The organism is Bacillus sp. FSL H8-0547, from assembly GCA_038002745.1.
Classification (GTDB): Bacteria; Bacillota; Bacilli; order Bacillales; family Bacillaceae; genus Bacillus_P.
Genome location: JBBODD010000001.1, coordinates 1,058,167 through 1,077,139 on the forward strand (window position 1 = coordinate 1,058,167; position 18,973 = coordinate 1,077,139).

Here is an 18,973-nt window from a genome sequence, read left to right on the forward strand (position 1 = left end):
TCCGATAAAAATAGAATTTTTTTTTTGATTACACTTTGCTGTAAACGCCCTTTAATAGAATAACTGCAATATGGCCTCATTCCTAAAATTGCTCAACTCACAATTCTTCTTATACTAACTTCCCCATTAGTATAAGAGGAACAATTTATTTACCAGTTAGGTACTGTTCCGAATAAGACTTTGAATCAAAAATGTCTATACCTATAAAATCTTCACAGTCAGTATCCGAAAAATGAAACACTATTGATTCAACATCAGGATGAGAAATAGACTTTCTTGTTATTTCATCATTCAGTCTAAAAGAATAATAAGTCTTTCCATCAGTAAAAACTTTCTTTTTAAAAATGTGAACTTTATCAGCAATAAGTTCAATCTTCCTTGCAGTTTTTCCTTCTAACTCTATTCCAATAATCGGGACTTCTTCTCCAAAATCCAACATTATATCATCGTTTTCTGGAAGTTCTTCCGTATAAGTTATTGTGTATTTAGATGGTTCACTAAAGTAAATATAGCCCATCTCTGCATCCCTATCATATGTAACCTGATTTCCTATGTAGTCCATAAGTTCAATCCTCCAAAACTTATTCTTATTCTCGTTCTATGCCAAAATTATATCATTTTCTTGTTCAACTCCCCGTTAGCACAATAAAAAATGCAACACTTCCGTTATTGAAGTATTGCCCCCGATAATTGAATATGCTTAATTAATTATTTTGGTTGTCACCTTTAGACGAGCCAGTGAATGGATTTAATTGATATGTTAAATCTTTTCCTTCCTCATTTTCTTCATTTGAAATTCTCTTTCCCAGTGCAGCATAATACCAAGTGAATGCTACAGCACTTAACAAACCTCCAATAGTTGTTACTAACAATACGGTATTCTCCAAGTTCTACACCTCCAATTAGTTGAATATAAAAATTGTTTTTGAAATTTGAGTATATGGGTTAAATTACTTAGCAATCGCCACATTTAACTAAATAACCACTGATAAACAATATAAATGACAATTAGACCAACAACTACAAAACCGCCAATTGTAGGACTACCAAAAACTGTTCGGTTCCACCCATCATCCGTATTGATTTTACTTTTTTCTTCGTCTTTTTTCATTGTATAGCCCCCCATTTTCACCAAAACCCTTATTCAATTAAACTGCCCGATTGTTGAATATCTAATATTTTCCATAACAGAATAAATGTATGAGATTTTTAATAATCATTTAACGATATCCGTACTACCAAATTAAACTTTGTGTAAAAACAATATTTAACGCAAAGTTATAGACACATGGAAAAGGAGTTCCCAAATAATTTGAGAACTCCCTCTCTTCTTTATTACTTGTTTTCCCAGTAATTCAACAAAGTAGCTTTTACACTTTCGGAATCTTGCTGAACTGCATTTTCCCAAGAAAGTCCATTGTTTTTCGAACTGAATGAAGCCATCTCTTGTATCAGTTGCGACACTTGAGATTCCAGCAACACGTCTCCAGCTGACGTTTCAAAGACTTCTACTCGGTTGCTTGTTCCAGAGTGCCAGGAGTCAATAATGATTTGATCTTGAGTATCGATTAACTTCACTATCAAATTTCTTCCATCGTTTTGGAACATAACATTTTCAAAACTCGATTCAATTTTAATAGTATCTGAATTGCCATAATTACTGTCATTTTCATAAATCCTATCACTGTCTGTACTGCTATTGAGTAGATAAGTGTCATTTCCATATCCGCCTTCCAGATAGTCAGCCCCTTCTCCGCCTTCCAGAATATCGTTTCCGTTTTGGCCATACATACTGTCATTATCCTTTCCACCCATCAGACGGTCGTTTCCATCTCCCCCGTAGAGGCTGTCCCTTCCGTCTCCTCCATCAAGTACGTCATCCTGGCTGTAGCCGTATAGAGCGTCGTCTCCTCCAAGGCCCTTAATATGGTCTATTCCCCCGCCATATAAGGTTTCTCCTACAGCTGTTCCTTTTGTGTGGAAAGCTGCATTTTCATTGATAGCCACTGCTGTTCCGTCCGGGAACACAACTTTCTCTATGCGATTCCAACTGTCGTAGAAATGATCGGTCACAGTCAGGCTGTCTTCTGTCCCCACAATACTGATGATAAGGTCTCTTCCCGAATAGCCTCCGCGAGACACAACAATATCTGATTGGGTCAAGCCTTCTCCAATTTGGATGGCATCCAGGTTTCCTGTTGTTGAATCATAGTCATAGATGGTATCTTTGCCCATGCCTTTATAGAGCAGGTACGAATCATTGCCGTATCCGCCTTCCAGGTAGTCTGTCCCTTCTCCTCCGTCCAGGACATCATTTCCGTTTTGGCCGAACAAACTGTCATTGTCCTTTCCGCCCATCAGACGGTCGTTCCCATCGCCTCCGTAGAGGCTGTCCCGTCCTTCTCCTCCATCAAGTACGTCATCCTGGCTGTAGCCGTATAGAGTGTCGTCTCCTCCAAGCCCCTCGATATGGTCGATCGCTCCGCCATATAAGGTTTCTCCTGCAGCTGTTCCTTTTGTGTAAAAAGCTGCATTTTCATTGATGGCCACTGCTGTTCCGTCCGGGAACACAACTTTCTCTATGCGATTCCAGCTGTCATAGAAATGATTGGTCACCGTCAGGCTGTCCTCTGTTCCCACAATACTGACGATTAGGTCTCTTCCCGAATAGCCTCCGCGAGAAAGGACAATATCTGATTGGGTCAAGCCTTCTCCAATTTGGATGGCATCCATGTTTCCTGTTGTGGAATCATAGTCATAGATGGTATCTTTGCCCATGCCTTTATAGAGCAGATACGAATCATTGCCGGATCCGCCTTCCAGGTAGTCAGCCCCTTCTCCTCCGTCCAGGACATCATTTCCGTTTTGGCCGTACAGACTGTCATTGTCTTTTCCGCCAATCAGACGGTCGTTCCCATCGCCTCCGTAGAGGCTGTCCAATCCGTCTCCTCCATCTAAGAGGTCTGCTGACTCGTAGCCATACAGCTTGTCGTCTCCTCCAAGCCCCTCGATATGGTCGATCCCTCCGCCATATAAGGTTTCTCCTGCAGCTGTTCCTTTTGTGTGAAAAGCTGCATTTTCATTGATGGCCACTGCTGTTCCGTCCGGGAACACAACTTTCTCTATGCGATTCCAGCTGTCATAGAAATGATTGGTCACCGTCAGGCTGTCCTCTGTTCCCACAATACTGACGATTAGGTCTCTTCCCGAATAGCCTCCGCGAGAAAGGACAATATCTGATTGGGTCAAGCCTTCTCCAATTTGGATGGCATCCATGTTTCCTGTTGTGGAATCATAGTCATAGATGGTATCTTTGCCCATGCCTTTATAGAGCAGATACGAATCATTGCCGGATCCACCTTCCAGGTAGTCAGCCCCTTCTCCTCCGTCCAGGACATCATTTCCGTTTTGGCCGTACAGACTGTCATTGTCTTTTCCGCCAATCAGACGGTCGTTCCCATCGCCTCCGTAGAGGCTGTCCAATCCGTCTCCTCCATCTAAGAGGTCTGCTGACTCGTAGCCATACAGCTTGTCGTCTCCTCCAAGCCCCTCGATATGGTCGATCCCTCCGCCATATAAGGTTTCTCCTGCAGCTGTTCCTTTTGTGTGGAAAGCTGCATTTTCATTGATGGCCACTGCTGTACCATCCGGGAACACAACTTTCTCTATGCGATTCCAGCTGTCGTAGAAATGATTGGTCACCGTCAGGCTGTCCTCTGTTCCCACAATACTGATGATAAGGTCTCTGCTCGAATAGCCTCCGCGAGAAAGGACAATATCTGATTGGGTCAAGCCTTCTCCAATTTGGATGGCATCCATGTTTCCTGTTGTGGAATCATAGTCATAGATGGTATCTTTGCCCATGCCTTTATAGAGCAGATACGAATCATTGCCAGATCCACCTTCCAGGTAGTCTGTCCCTTCTCCTCCGTCCAGAACATCGCTGCCGTTTTGGCCATACAGACTGTCATTGTCTTTTCCGCCAATCAGACGGTCGTTCCCATCGCCTCCGTAGAGGCTGTCCAGCCCGTCGCCCCCATCTAGTACGTCATCCTGGCTGTAACCGTACAGCTTGTCATCCCCAGCCAAACCTTCGATGGTATCTGAGCCACCCCCGTACAGGAAGTCATTTTGAGCTGTTCCCTGAATGATGAAGGACTGTTTCTCAAGTGTTGCGATATCCCACGAGGTGCCATCCGCAAACTTGATCTGCTCAATTCTATAGTAGGAATCATAATAATAATTTTTGACCGTCAGCTGATCATCGGTTCCTTTCAGGCGTATGATCAGATCATTTGCGTTGGTTCCGCCTCTGGTTATTAACAAATCTCCTGGAAGGATGCCTGTGTCAAACTCAATGGCATCCACAAACGAAGAACCGTTGTAGTCGGTGATGGTATCCTGACCGAATCCTTTCGAGAAGAAATACGTGTCACTTCCGTATCCGCCTTCCAATAAATCATTGCCGGAACCGCCTATCAGACGGTCATCTCCATCCTCTCCAAACAGACTGTCGGATCCTTCTCCACCATCCAGTACATCATTTCCGCTTTGGCCATACAGACTATCATTGTCTTTTCCGCCAATCAGACGGTCGTTCCCATCGCCTCCGTAGAGGCTATCCAGTCCGTCGCCTCCATCTAGTATGTCATCCTGGCTGTAACCGTACAGCTTGTCATTTCCAGCCAAGCCTTCAATGGTATCTGCACCGCCACCGTACAGGGAGTCATTTTGAGCTGTTCCCTGAATGATGAAGGACTGTTTCTCAAGTGTTGCGATATCCCACGAGGTGCCATCCGCAAACTTAATCTGCTCAATTCTATAGTAGGAATCATAATAATAATTTTTGACCGTTAGCTGATCATCGGTTCCTTTAAAACGCATGATCAGGTCATTTCCGTTGGATCCGCCTCTGGATATTAACAAATCTCCTGGAAGGATGCCTGTGTCAAACTCAATGGAATCTATAAACGAAGAACCGTTGTAATCGGTGATGGTATCCTGACCGAATCCTTTTGAGAAGAAATACGTGTCACTTCCGTATCCGCCTTCCAATAAATCGTTGCCCGAACCGCCTATCAGACGGTCATCTCCATCCTCTCCAAACAGACTGTCGGATCCTTCTCCTCCATCCAAGGCATCATTACCGCTATGGCCGTACAAACTGTCATTGTCTTTTCCGCCAATCAGACGGTCGTTCCCATCGCCTCCGTAGAGGCTGTCCAGTCCGTCGCCTCCATCTAATATGTCATCCTGGCTGTAGCCGTACAGCTTGTCATTCCCAGCCAAGCCTTCGATGGTATCTGAGCCACCCCCGTACAGGAAGTCATTTTGAGCTGTTCCTTGAATGATAAAGGACTGTTTCTCAAGTGTTGCAATATCCCACGAGGTGCCATCCGCAAACTTGATTTGCTCAATTCTATAATAGGAATCATAATAATAATTTTTGACCGTCAGCTGATCATCGGTTCCTTTCAGGCGCATGATCAGGTCATTTCCGTTGGTTCCGCCTCTGGATATTAACAAATCTCCTGGAAGGATGCCTGTGTCAAACTCAATGGAATCCACAAACGAAGAACCGTTGTAGTCGGTGATGGTATCCTGACCGAATCCTTTTGAGAAGAAATACGTGTCACTTCCGTATCCGCCATCCAATAGATCATTGCCGGTACCGCCAATCAGACGGTCATCTCCATCCTCCCCAAACAGACTGTCGGATCCTTCTCCTCCAATCAGACGGTCGTTCCCATTGCCTCCGTAGAGGCTGTCCAATCCGTCGCCTCCATCTAGCACGTCACCTTGGCTGTAACCGTACAGCTTATCATTCCCAGCCAAGCCTTCAATGATATCTGCACCGCCCCCGTACAGGAAGTCATTTTGCGCTGTTCCCTGAATGATAAAGGACTGTTTCTCAAGTGTTGCAATATCCCACGAGGTGCCATCCGCAAACTTGATTTGCTCAATTCTATAGTAGGAATCATAATAATAATTTTTGACCGTCAGCTGATCATCGGTTCCTTTCAGGCGCATGATCAAGTCATTTCCGTTGGTTCCGCCTCTAGATATTAACAAATCTCCTGGAAGGATGCCCGTGTCAAACTCAATGGAATCCACAAACGAAGAACCGTTGTAATCGGTGATGGTATCCTGACCGAATCCTTTTGAGAAGAAATACATGTCATTTCCGTATCCGCCATCCAATAGATCATTGCCGGTACCGCCAATCAGACGGTCATCTCCATCTTCTCCAAACAGACTATCGGATCCTTCTCCTCCATCCAGTACATCATTTCCGCTTTGGCCGTACAGACTGTCATTGTCTTTTCCGCCAATCAATCGGTCGTTCCCATCGCCTCCGTAGAGGCTGTCCAGCCCGTCGCCCCCATCTAGTACGTCATCCTGACTGTAACCGTACAGCTTGTCATTCCCAGCCAAGCCTTCAATGGTATCTGCACCGCCTCCGTGCAAGGAGTCATTTTGCGCTGTTCCCTGAATGATGAAGGACTGTTTCTCAAGTGTTGCGATATCCCACGAGGTGCCATCCGCAAACTTGATCTTTTCAATTCTATAGTAGGAATCATAATAATAATTTTTGACCGTCAGCTGATCATCGGTTCCTTTCAGGCGCATGATCAAGTCATTTCCGTTGGTTCCGCCTCTAGATATTAACAAATCTCCTGGAAGGATGCCCGTGTCAAACTCAATGGAATCCACAAACGAAGAACCGTTGTAATCGGTGATGGTATCCTGACCGAATCCTTTTGAGAAGAAATACATGTCATTTCCGTATCCGCCATCCAATAGATCATTGCCGGTACCGCCAATCAGACGGTCATCTCCATCTTCTCCAAACAGACTATCGGATCCTTCTCCTCCATCCAGTACATCATTTCCGCTTTGGCCGTACAGACTGTCATTGTCTTTTCCGCCAATCAATCGGTCGTTCCCATCGCCTCCGTAGAGGCTGTCCAGCCCGTCGCCCCCATCTAGTACGTCATCCTGACTGTAACCGTACAGCTTGTCATTCCCAGCCAAGCCTTCAATGGTATCTGCACCGCCTCCGTGCAAGGAGTCATTTTGCGCTGTTCCCTGAATGATGAAGGACTGTTTCTCAAGTGTTGCGATATCCCACGAGGTGCCATCCGCAAACTTGATCTTTTCAATTCTATAGTAGGAATCATAATAATAATTTTTGACCGTCAGCTGATCATCGGTTCCTTTCAGGCGCATGATCAGGTCATTTCCGTTGGTTCCGCCTCTAGATATTAACAAGTCTCCTGGAAGGATGCCCGTGTCAAACTCAATGGAATCCACAAACGAAGAACCGTTGTAATCGGTGATGGTATCCTGACCGAATCCTTTTGAGAAGAAATACATGTCATTTCCGTATCCGCCATCCAATAGATCATTGCCGGTACCGCCAATCAGACGATCATCTCCATCTTCTCCAAACATACTGTCGGATCCTTCTCCTCCATCCAGTACATCATTTCCGCTTTGGCCATACAGACTGTCATTGTCTTTTCCGCCAATCAACCGGTCGTTCCCATCGCCTCCGTAGAGGCTGTCCAGTCCGTCGCCCCCATCTAGTACGTCATCCTGGCTGTAACCGTACAGCTTGTCATTCCCAGCCAAGCCTTCGATGGTATCTGCACCGCCTCCGTACAAGGAGTCATTTTGCGCTGTTCCCTGAATGATGAAGGACTGTTTCTCAAGTGTTGCGATATCCCACGAGGTGCCATCCGCAAACTTGATCTTTTCAATTCTATAGTAGGAATCATAATAATAATTTTTGACCGTCAGCTGATCATCTGTTCCCTTAAAACGCATGATTAGGTCATTTCCGGTGGTTCCGCCTCTGGACAGCACCATATCTCCCGGAAGAATACCCATGTCAAATTCAATTGTATCCACATAGGGCAAATTGTTGTAATCGGTGATGGTATCCTGACCCAATCCTTTTGAGAAGAAATACGTGTCACTTCCGTATCCGCCATCCAATAGATCATTGCCGGTACCGCCAATCAGACGGTCATCTCCATCCTCTCCAAACAGACTGTCGGATCCTTCTCCTCCATCCAGGACATCATTACCACTTTGGCCGTACAGACTGTCATTGTCCTTTCCGCCAATCAATCGGTCAGTCCCATCGCCTCCATAGAGGCTGTCGGATCCGTCTTCACCTTCTAACAAATCATTTCCAATCTGGCCTTCCAGGATGTCATTGCCTTTGCCGCCTAAGAGATGATCGTTTCCATCTCCTCCGTACAGTCTGTCAGATCCTTCTCCACCTTCTAATTTGTCATCATTGTTTTCACCGTAGAGAGTATCATTGTTCATTCCGCCTGAAAGAAAATCGTTTCCGTCACCGCCGTAGAGTGAATCCGCACCAAGTTCCCCGTACAAAGAATCTGATCCCTGGTTTCCATACAATTCGTCATTACCATGAGCACCGTACAGTAAATCATCTCCACCATTGCCTTTTATGACTTCACTGTCGTCTGTTCCATAGATAGTCTGGGAGATCAAATAAATGTCTTCATGACTTATGGTCTTGCCATCAGCAAAGACAATGGATTCAATTCGGTATCGGTTATCTCCAAAATGGTTCTTGACAATTAATTTGTCATTGGTGATTTTACTTATCAGTTCCAGATTATCGTTTCTTCGGAGTATCAAAATATCCTCAAAATTAAATCCAAGGGAAATCTTATCCAAACTGTTGACTAGATCGTAATCTTCAATAACGTCGTTTCCATCGCCTTCATTAAATAAATAAAGGTCGTTTCCTAAACCGCCAAATAGCGTATCAGTGCCTATTCCTCCGGAAAGTGTATCGTTTCCTTCCTCGCCATTCAGAGTGTCATTGCCCTCACGGCCAAACAGCTCATCATTGTCATTTCCGCCGTATAACTGATCGTTTCCGGCTCCGCCGTCAAGCTTATCGGCACCTTCTGCTCCGTAAAGCACATCGTTTCCGCGACCACCTGAGAGCACATCATCGCCCATATAGCCGTATAGCGTGTCGTCTCCGTCCTCGCCAGAAATCTGGTCATTCCCATTGATGCCCTTCAGGATTTCACTTCCGGCTGTTCCACCGACCACTACCGGCAGAACACTGATTTGCGCATAGGTGAGGATGCTTCCGTCTTTGAAAATCACTTCCTCGACACGGTACCGGCTGCTTTCAAAATATCGGTTAACCGTCAGCTGGTCATTCGTACCGATTACTTTGATCACAAGATTATCTCCCTGGCGTTCAAACACTGCTTCACCCGGGGTTAAATCAAGTCTGATACGGTCCATTTCTTTTGAAGAATACTCATAATCGTCTATGGTATCCTGGCCATAACCTTTTCCGAAGACGTACGTGTCGTTGCCGGCTTCCCCGTTTAACGCATCATTGCCTGTTCCGCCGTCAAGCACATCATCCCCGTTTCCGCCCACAAGGGTATCATTGCCCTCGCCGCCGTCAAGCTTATCGTTTCCTTCTTCACCATACAGAATGTCATTTCCCTCACGGCCAACCAGCTCATCACTGTCGTTTCCGCCGTATAACTGATCGTTTCCGGCTCCGCCGTCAAGCTTATCGGCACCTTCTGCTCCGTAAAGCACGTCGTTTCCGCGACCACCTGAGAGCACATCATCGCCCATATAGCCGTATAGCGTGTCGTCTCCGTCCTCGCCAGAAATCTGGTCATTCCCATTGATGCCCTTCAGGATTTCACTTCCGGCTGTTCCACCGACCACTACCGGCAGAACACTGATTTGCGCATAGGTGAGGATGCTTCCGTCTTTGAAAATCACTTCCTCGACACGGTACCGGCTGCTTTCAAAATATCGGTTAACCGTCAGCTGGTCATTCGTACCGATTACTTTGATCACAAGATTATCTCCCTGGCGTTCAAACACTGCTTCACCCGGGGTTAAATCAAGTCTGATACGGTCCATTTCTTTTGAAGAATACTCATAATCGTCTATGGTATCCTGGCCATAACCTTTTCCGAAGACGTACGTGTCATTGCCGGCTTCCCCGTTTAACGCATCATTGCCTGTTCCGCCGTCAAGCACATCATCCCCGTTTCCGCCCACAAGGGTATCATTGCCCTCGCCGCCGTCAAGCTTATCGTTTCCTTCTTCACCATACAGAATGTCATTTCCCTCACGGCCAACCAGCTCATCACTGTCGTTTCCGCCGTATAACTGATCGTTTCCGGCTCCGCCGTCAAGCTTATCGGCACCTTCTGCTCCGTAAAGCACGTCGTTTCCGCGACCACCTGAGAGCACATCATCGCCCATATAGCCGTATAGCGTGTCGTCTCCGTCCTCGCCAGAAATCTGGTCATTCCCATTGATGCCCTTCAGGATTTCACTTCCGGCTGTTCCACCGACCACTACCGGCAGAACACTGATTTGCGCATAGGTGAGGATGCTTCCGTCTTTGAAAATCACTTCCTCGACACGGTACCGGCTGCTTTCAAAATATCGGTTAACCGTCAGCTGGTCATTCGTACCGATTACTTTGATCACAAGATTATCTCCCTGGCGTTCAAACACTGCTTCACCCGGGGTTAAATCAAGTCTGATACGATCCATTTCTTTTGAAGAATACTCATAATCGTCTATGGTGTCTTGGCCATAACCTTTTCCGAAGACATACGTGTCGTTGCCGGCTTCCCCGTTTAACGCATCATTGCCTGTTCCGCCGTCAAGCACATCATCCCCGTTTCCGCCCACAAGGGTATCATTGCCCTCGCCGCCGTCAAGCTTATCGTTTCCTTCTTCACCATACAGAATGTCATTTCCCTCACGGCCAACCAGCTCATCACTGTCGTTTCCGCCGTATAACTGATCGTTTCCGGCTCCGCCGTCAAGCTTATCGGCACCTTCTGCTCCGTAAAGCACGTCGTTTCCGCGACCACCTGAGAGCACATCATCGCCCATATAGCCGTATAGCGTGTCGTCTCCGTCCTCGCCAGAAATCTGGTCATTCCCATTGATGCCCTTCAGGATTTCACTTCCGGCTGTTCCACCGACCACTACCGGCAGAACACTGATTTGCGCATAGGTGAGGATGCTTCCGTCTTTGAAAATCACTTCCTCGACACGGTACCGGCTGCTTTCAAAATATCGGTTAACCGTCAGCTGGTCATTCGTACCGATTACTTTGATCACAAGATTATCTCCCTGGCGTTCAAACACTGCTTCACCCGGGGTTAAATCAAGTCTGATACGGTCCATTTCTTTTGAAGAATACTCATAATCATCTATGGTGTCTTGGCCATAACCTTTTCCGAAGACGTACGTGTCGTTGCCGCCTTCCCCGTTTAACGCATCATTGCCTGTTCCGCCGTCAAGCACATCATCCCCGTTTCCGCCCACAAGGGTATCATTGCCCTCGCCGCCGTCAAGCTTATCGTTTCCTTCTTCACCATACAGAATGTCATTGCCCTCACGGCCAACCAGCTCATCATTGTCGTTTCCGCCGTATAACTGATCGTTTCCGGCTCCGCCGTCAAGCTTATCGGCACCTTCTGCTCCGTAAAGCACATCGTTTCCGCGACCACCTGAGAGCACATCATCGCCCATATAGCCGTATAGCGTGTCGTCTCCGTCCTCGCCAGAAATCTGGTCATTCCCATTGATGCCCTTCAGGATTTCACTTCCGGCTGTTCCACCGACCACTACCGGCAGAACACTGATTTGCGCATAGGTGAGGATGCTTCCGTCTTTGAAAATCACTTCCTCGACACGGTACCGGCTGCTTTCAAAATATCGGTTAACCGTCAGCTGGTCATTCGTACCGATTACTTTGATTACAAGATTATCTCCCTGACGTTCAAATCTCACTTCCTGAGGAGACAGATTTAGCTGAATTCTATCAATGTCACCAGAAGAATAATCATAGTCTTCAATAGTATCTTGACCATACCCAAGGGCAAAAATATAGCTTTCACTTCCGCTGTCTCCAAGAAGCAGATCATTTCCAAGTCCGCCATCTAATACATCATTTCCTGAATAGCCATATAGTGTTTCGTTTAGAGAATCTCCTCGAATTGTATCCGCAGAATTCGTACCGAACTTATTTAAATTTGATAGGTTTATATTTTCAATTGGCAGCGTGCCAAAGTTCTGACTGTTCCAGACTGTTCCGTCAGAGAATTGGAATTCCTCTATCTTCTTATATGACCCATCAAAATAATTTTCAATAATTATACGATCAGAGCCCCCGAGAATTCCGAGCTCCAGATTGTACCCATTTCGATAAAGCTTGATTTCTTCAGCTAATGCATCTATTTTCAGAATATCTTTATTTCCACTGGACGTGTCATAGTCAGAAATACGAGTGACACCGTCTCCTTTTTGGAAGATATACACATCATTACCGATACCGCCTTCCAGACGGTCATTTCCTTTTCCGCCGATGAGAATATCATTGCCTGCTCCCCCAATGAGAGTGTCGTCTCCATTACCGCCGCTTAAGAGATCATCCCCGTTCGATCCGGAAAGATAGTCGTTCCCGTCTTCTCCGGAGAGGGTGTCGTTGCCGTCTTCTCCGTACAGTGAGTCATTGCCCGTTCCACCTGAAATGGCATCGTTGCCCTCGCGGCCTTCAATCCGGTCATCCCCTGCAGCTCCGGCAAGGACATCCGCCCCACCGTTGCCATATATGACCTCGCTGGCGTCGTTTCCTGCAAGCTCAAAGCCTTGGCTGTACACCGCTGCATAGTCCCATACAGTTCCATCCGCGAACTGAATTTCTTCAATTCTCTCGTACGTATGGTCAAAATAGTCTTCCAGGATCAGACGGTCTGTACTTCCTATCAGCAGTATCTCGAGGTTATACCCGCGTCTCAAAAGGGTCACTTCGCCCGGCAGGGCTTGAATCTGAACTATGTCACGGTTACCCGCATTTGAGTCATAGTCATAGATCCGGTCCACGCCATTTCCTTTTTGGAAGATATACGTATCATTTCCGCTGTTGCCTTCCAGTCGGTCGTTTCCAGCGCCTCCTGATAGCACATCACTTCCGGCACCGCCTGAAAGCGTATCATTTCCTTCATTGCCATAAAGGGCATCGCTGTCGTTTCCGCCTTCCAGACGGTCATCGCCAAATCCGCCCGTTAACACATCGTCCCCGTTTGATCCGGAAAGGTAATCATTCCCGTCTCCTCCGGAGAGGGTGTCGTTGCCGTCTTCACCGTACAGGAAGTCGTTGCCTGTTCCGCCTGAAATGGCATCGTTGCCTTCACGGCCTTCAATCCGGTCATCCCCTGCAGCACCGTCCAGGACATCCGCCCCTCCGTTGCCATACATGACCTCGCCCGCGTCGCTTCCAATTAGCTTAAAGCCTTGTCCGTACACCGCTGCATAATCCCATACGGTCCCATCCGCAAACTGAATTTCCTCGATTCTCTCGTACGTATGGTCAAAGTAGTCCTCTATGATCAGACGGTCTGCACTTCCAATCAGCAGTATCTCCAGGTTATACCCGCGTCTCAAAAGGGTCACTTCGCCCGGCAGGGCTTGAATCTGAACTACGTCACGATTTCCTGCACTCGAGTCATTGTCATAGATCCGGTCCACGCCATCTCCTTTTTGGAAGATATACGTATCATTTCCGCTGTTGCCTTCCAAACGGTCGTTTCCAGCGCCGCCTGACAGCACATCATTTCCGGCACCGCCTGAGAGCGTATCGTCCCCTTCATTTCCATAAAGGGCATCATTGTCGTTTCCACCTTCCAGACGGTCATCCCCTAATCCGCCCGTTAACACATCGTCCCCGTTTGATCCGGAAAGGTAATCATTCCCTTCTCCTCCGGAGAGGGTGTCGCGGCCGTCTTCACCGTACAGGAAGTCGTTGCCCGTTCCGGCTGAAATGGCATCGTTGCCTTCGCGGCCTTCAATCCGGTCATCCCCTGCAGCTCCGGCAAGGACATCCGCCCCTCCATTGCCATAAATGACATCGCTCGCATCGCTTCCGGTAACCTCAAAGCCTAGGCCGTATACATATGTATAGTCCCATACAGTTCCATCCGCGAACTGAATTTCCTCAATTCTTTCGTACGTATGGTCAAAGTAGTCTTCCAGGATTAGACGGTCTGTACTTCCTATCAGCAGTATCTCGAGGTTATACCCGCGTCTCAAAAGGGTCACTTCGCCCGGCAGGGCTTGAATCTGAACTATGTCACGGTTACCCGCATTTGAGTCATAGTCATAGATCCGGTCCACGCCATTTCCTTTTTGGAAGATATACGTATCATTTCCGCTGTTGCCTTCCAGTCGGTCGTTTCCAGCGCCTCCTGATAGCACATCACTTCCGGCACCGCCTGAAAGCGTATCATTTCCTTCATTGCCATAAAGGGCATCGCTGTCGTTTCCGCCTTCCAGACGGTCATCGCCAAATCCGCCCGTTAACACATCGTCCCCGTTTGATCCGGAAAGGTAGTCATTCCCGTCTCCTCCGGAGAGGGTGTCGTTGCCGTCTTCACCGTACAGGAAGTCGTTGCCTGTTCCGCCTGAAATGGCATCGTTGCCTTCACGGCCTTCAATCCGGTCATCCCCTGCAGCACCGTCCAGGACATCCGCCCCTCCGTTGCCATACATGACCTCGCCCGCGTCGCTTCCAATTAGCTTAAAGCCTTGTCCGTACACCGCTGCATAATCCCATACGGTCCCATCCGCAAACTGAATTTCCTCGATTCTCTCGTACGTATGGTCAAAGTAGTCCTCTATGATCAGACGGTCTGCACTTCCAATCAGCAGTATCTCCAGGTTATACCCGCGTCTCAAAAGGGTCACTTCGCCCGGCAGGGCTTGAATCTGAACTACGTCACGATTTCCTGCACTCGAGTCATTGTCATAGATCCGGTCCACGCCATCTCCTTTTTGGAAGATATACGTATCATTTCCGCTGTTGCCTTCCAGACGGTCGTTTCCAGCGCCGCCTGACAGCACATCATTTCCGGCACCGCCTGACAGCGTATCGTTACCTTCATTTCCATGAAGGAGATCGTTGCCGTTTCCGCCTTCCAGACGGTCATCGCCAAATCCGCCCGTTAACACATCATCTCCGTTTGATCCGGAAAGGTAATCATTCCCGTCTCCTCCGGAGAGAGTGTCGTTGCCGTCTTCACCGTACAGGGAATCGTTGCCCGTTCCGCCTGAAATGCCATCGTTACCCTCGCGGCCTTCAATCCGGTCATCCCCTGCAGCTCCGTCCAGGACATCTGCCCCTCCGTTGCCATACATGACCTCGCTCGCGTCACTTCCCGCAAGTTCAAAACCTTGGCCGTACACCGCTGCATAATCCCACACCGTTCCGTCCGCAAACTTAATCTCTTCAATCCGCTCTGACGTACTGTCAAAGTAATCCTCCAGAATCAGACGGTCTGCACTTCCAATCAGCAGTATCTCAAGGTTATAACCTCGTCTCAAAAGGGTCACTTCGCCCGGCATAGCTCCAATTTGGACAACGTCGCGGTTTCCTGCACTCGAATCATTGTCATAGATCCGGTCCACACCGTCTCCTTTTTGGAAGACATACGTATCATTTCCGCTGTTGCCTTCCAGACGATCATTTCCTTTTCCGCCTGTCAGCACATCATTTCCTGCGCCGCCTGAGAGCGTATCGTTTCCTTCATTTCCATAAAGGACATCGTTGCCGTTTCCTCCAGAAAGGGAATCGTTTCCTTGTCCGCCTAAGATAAAGTCGTTTCCGTTGTCACCGCGTAAAACATCATTACCATAGCCTCCGTCTAATGCATCGTTGCCATCATTTCCGCTGATGCTATCATTGCCTGCTTCACCTCTAACTGTATCTTCCAATACAGTTCCGTTTATACTGTCATCAATATCTGAACTTCTCATTTCAAGCTTTCCGGCTGATTCAATGATCCATTCAAATTCAATACCCTGTGCTTTGAAGTGGTCAAAAAACGGCTTTTCAAAGCCACTGTACAGCTCGAAAGATCTTATCAATCTTACAAAATCAAACAAATAATCTTTTCCTGTAGCTACATCCTGATCAATGTATGACTGAAGCAGCTCCTGAATCTCACGGTAATCAAATGTAATCTGTCCGCTGTTGCTGTCCCATTTTGCCACAAGCAACTCATCCAAGGATTTAAGGTGCGTCTGTACACTTAAAGCTGAATACAGATAACTAAACAGCTTGCTGTAAGCCTGATCCAACAATAGCGCAGCCGTTTCATTGGGATTATTGCTCCCGTTATCCCCCACAAATTCAGTACCCAAAAATTTCTCTAAAATGCTTAATTTTGAAGCCTCAAATGATGAACCTCTGGAACCGGACAACACCTCGTTGCTTCCTGTCCATTCCAACAAAATTCGCTCTAATATTGATTCTCTCGCTTCTGTGCTCTCAGAAGTCATAAACTGTTTAACGAGTTTGGCCAGTACCCCTGAATCATCTGCTGCCATTGCTCTGTGAAGTGAAGTAATATTGCCCATACCCTGTAAATTAGGAAGCAATTTAATTTCTATGGGTATTTTTACAAACTTTGTTTCTTTCGTATCGTCAGTAATTCGATCTAGTAAAAATTCGCCAACAGTAAAGTTTGTTCCATCCTCTTTTGTATAATGACCAGTCCTTGATTGAATGTTGCCGTTCTGATCAAGATTATTTTGCTGAATAAAAGATAGAGAAATAGATTTAATGCCTAAACTGGACAAAGTAAAAAGCTCACTGGTCTGGGAAAAGCCATCGCCATTAATGTCTTTCCAAACTCTCAATTTATTGAATATACTGTCACTTTTATCTATTATCCCGTCTTTGTTATCATCATTTTCAGAAAGAGCCTCAAATCCGTTAGCAGCTATAGCTCCATTTTTGAGCTTAGTTCCGTCACCAAATAGCTCCAGTCCATTATTAATGATGCCATCTTGATTACGGTCAAACACTAAAAAACCATCATCCCTATTAATCCAACCTGTCCTTTCCGCAAATCCATTAACGTCAAGATCAAAATAAACCCCGTTACCAGAACTGATGGTCGTGATTCCGTCACCATTTAAATCTAATACAAGAGGGTCTCTTCTGATTGGCATAGCATCAGAAGCCATATCAAATAAATCATCAAGATTTAGTATATTTTTAAAGAAAGATTTCAGATTATCGCCAAAGTTGTCCTCCCATGAAAAAGTATCTCTCAACCCGTTCCAGAACTGTCCAACTCCAGTAATTGCGTCCCAAAATCCATCTCCCAGATCACCCAGTCTGTCACCTATGCTCGAGAATATTCCATGTCCCATCTCGAATACATTTGAAGTAAAACTTGAAAACAAATCTCCAAATCCGACAGTAAAACTGTCCCACATATCACCCATATCATTGAAAATATTTTTGAAATTTGGGGTAATGGCTGATATCGTCTCTTTTACTTCGTTAACAGTTGATTCAATTACTGACTTAATGGTATCAGCAATTCCTTTAGAAACATCAGAAATACCGCCTGTAACACGATTTGCGCCTGCTATAATTTCTTCCACTTTTTCACCAAGCTGTTGCATGATGGATTCGGAGAAGCCTTTTCCGTTGATGACATCATTTAAGAGTTCATTGAAATCTCTCATCAACGAGTCCAGACCAAATTCTTCTGCAATCTGAAGTAAACCTCCAAGAGTATCAGTAACACCTTCTGAAATGAGACTGCTATTCTTAGATATTATTAAACTTATTTCTGATTTAACATCTCTGAAAAAGTCTTCCAGTTCAAGTGCGATTGCTTTGGAGTCTCCCTGAATGGATTTGAGTTTGTCTTCTAACTCTTTACTTCTATGATTAATGATGCGGCCTGCCTCAACTCTAATATCGTTTACATTTTCATTGATAGCTTCTGTAATGTTTTCAGTGATAATTCCAAGTTCATCAAGTAATTTTTTAGAACTATCTGATACTTTACCTGCTCCGAGAATAATGTCAATAATTGCCACTTCAGCAAGTTCGTCAGAAACGATATTTGTGACCCCAAGTAAAGCATCCGTAAGATTCTCTACTTCACTCCCTTTGACGATTCCGCTTGTTAAATTACCGTTTTCATCAAGGTAACCCCTAAGTGTTTCCATTCCATGAGCTTTAAATTTAAGCTGCTCTTCAAAGTAAGCTTTTGTCGCAGGATCCATGGTCTTCATAATGTTGTAAAGCGCTGCCATACCTAGAAGCTTTCCAGCATCACCAGTAGATTCCATCTTCTCGACAATCTTTAAAGCTTCAATAATTGTTTTGGAATTGATAGTAGATCCATCGATATTCCCTTTTAAATAAACCGTATCCCCAAGCTGGATACCGAAATTTCCAATAATATCATCTGAATTAACAAAATCCGTTATATCAAAAAGAGAAGGATCGATGCCTTCAGGGAGGGATTGTCCAATTCCTACAGCATTAAAAGATATGCTTTTTCCCCCCGTCATATAGGTTAAATACTGATCGATTCCGCCGCCTAGTGAATGCCCCGTGTAGGAAATTCCATTGGTTTGTATTAGTTTAGAAAGTGATTCCTGATTCAAGTCATCTACGTTAATGCCATATTCATTACTCACAGTTGCCCTTACGAACTCATATGCCTCTAAAAATTGATTAGGCTTACCAAGGGCTTCACCTTTTAAAGCAAGCTGTGCATCTGTTATAAAATCTTTTGCCACGAGGGTTTCAACTTTGCTGTCTTCCTGTTCGGTTCCCCTCATGGAAAAAATAATCTTACCTTCACTGTTTCTAAAAGCTGTACCGCTGAACCCCGTGCCCGAATAATTATTTACATGAGAAAGAATCTCCCATTCTCCTACTTTTGAAAAGTCCCATCCATCGTGATTTTTATACTGTCCGTCCTGCATCATTTCTTTTACAGTCTTACCTGTATAAGCTGATGAACTGCCCGTTAAATCTTGATAAGATAATTGTGAGAGAAGCATGTACTGTTCATGATTAATTCCTGTGTTTGCGTCCATAGAT

General features: G+C 45.9%; 4 protein-coding genes. All 4 read right to left on the bottom strand.

Annotated features, from left to right (window positions below):
- Positions 1-145 precede the first annotated feature (145 nt).
- Complete coding sequence (locus tag MHB63_05145; protein MEK3805981.1) at positions 146-562, bottom strand: DUF2283 domain-containing protein; 417 nt, start codon at positions 560-562, stop codon at positions 146-148.
- Between the two features lie 142 nt (positions 563-704).
- Positions 705-887: a hypothetical protein gene (locus MHB63_05150; protein ID MEK3805982.1), complete on the bottom strand. Its 183-nt coding sequence runs from the start codon at positions 885-887 to the stop codon at positions 705-707.
- A gap of 83 nt (positions 888-970) precedes the next feature.
- Positions 971-1,111: a hypothetical protein gene (locus MHB63_05155; GenBank protein MEK3805983.1), complete on the bottom strand. Its 141-nt coding sequence runs from the start codon at positions 1,109-1,111 to the stop codon at positions 971-973.
- A gap of 224 nt (positions 1,112-1,335) precedes the next feature.
- Entirely contained in the window at positions 1,336-18,969 is a 17,634-nt protein-coding gene (locus MHB63_05160) for a calcium-binding protein (GenBank protein ID MEK3805984.1), read from the bottom strand.
- Positions 18,970-18,973: the final 4 nt, after the last annotated feature.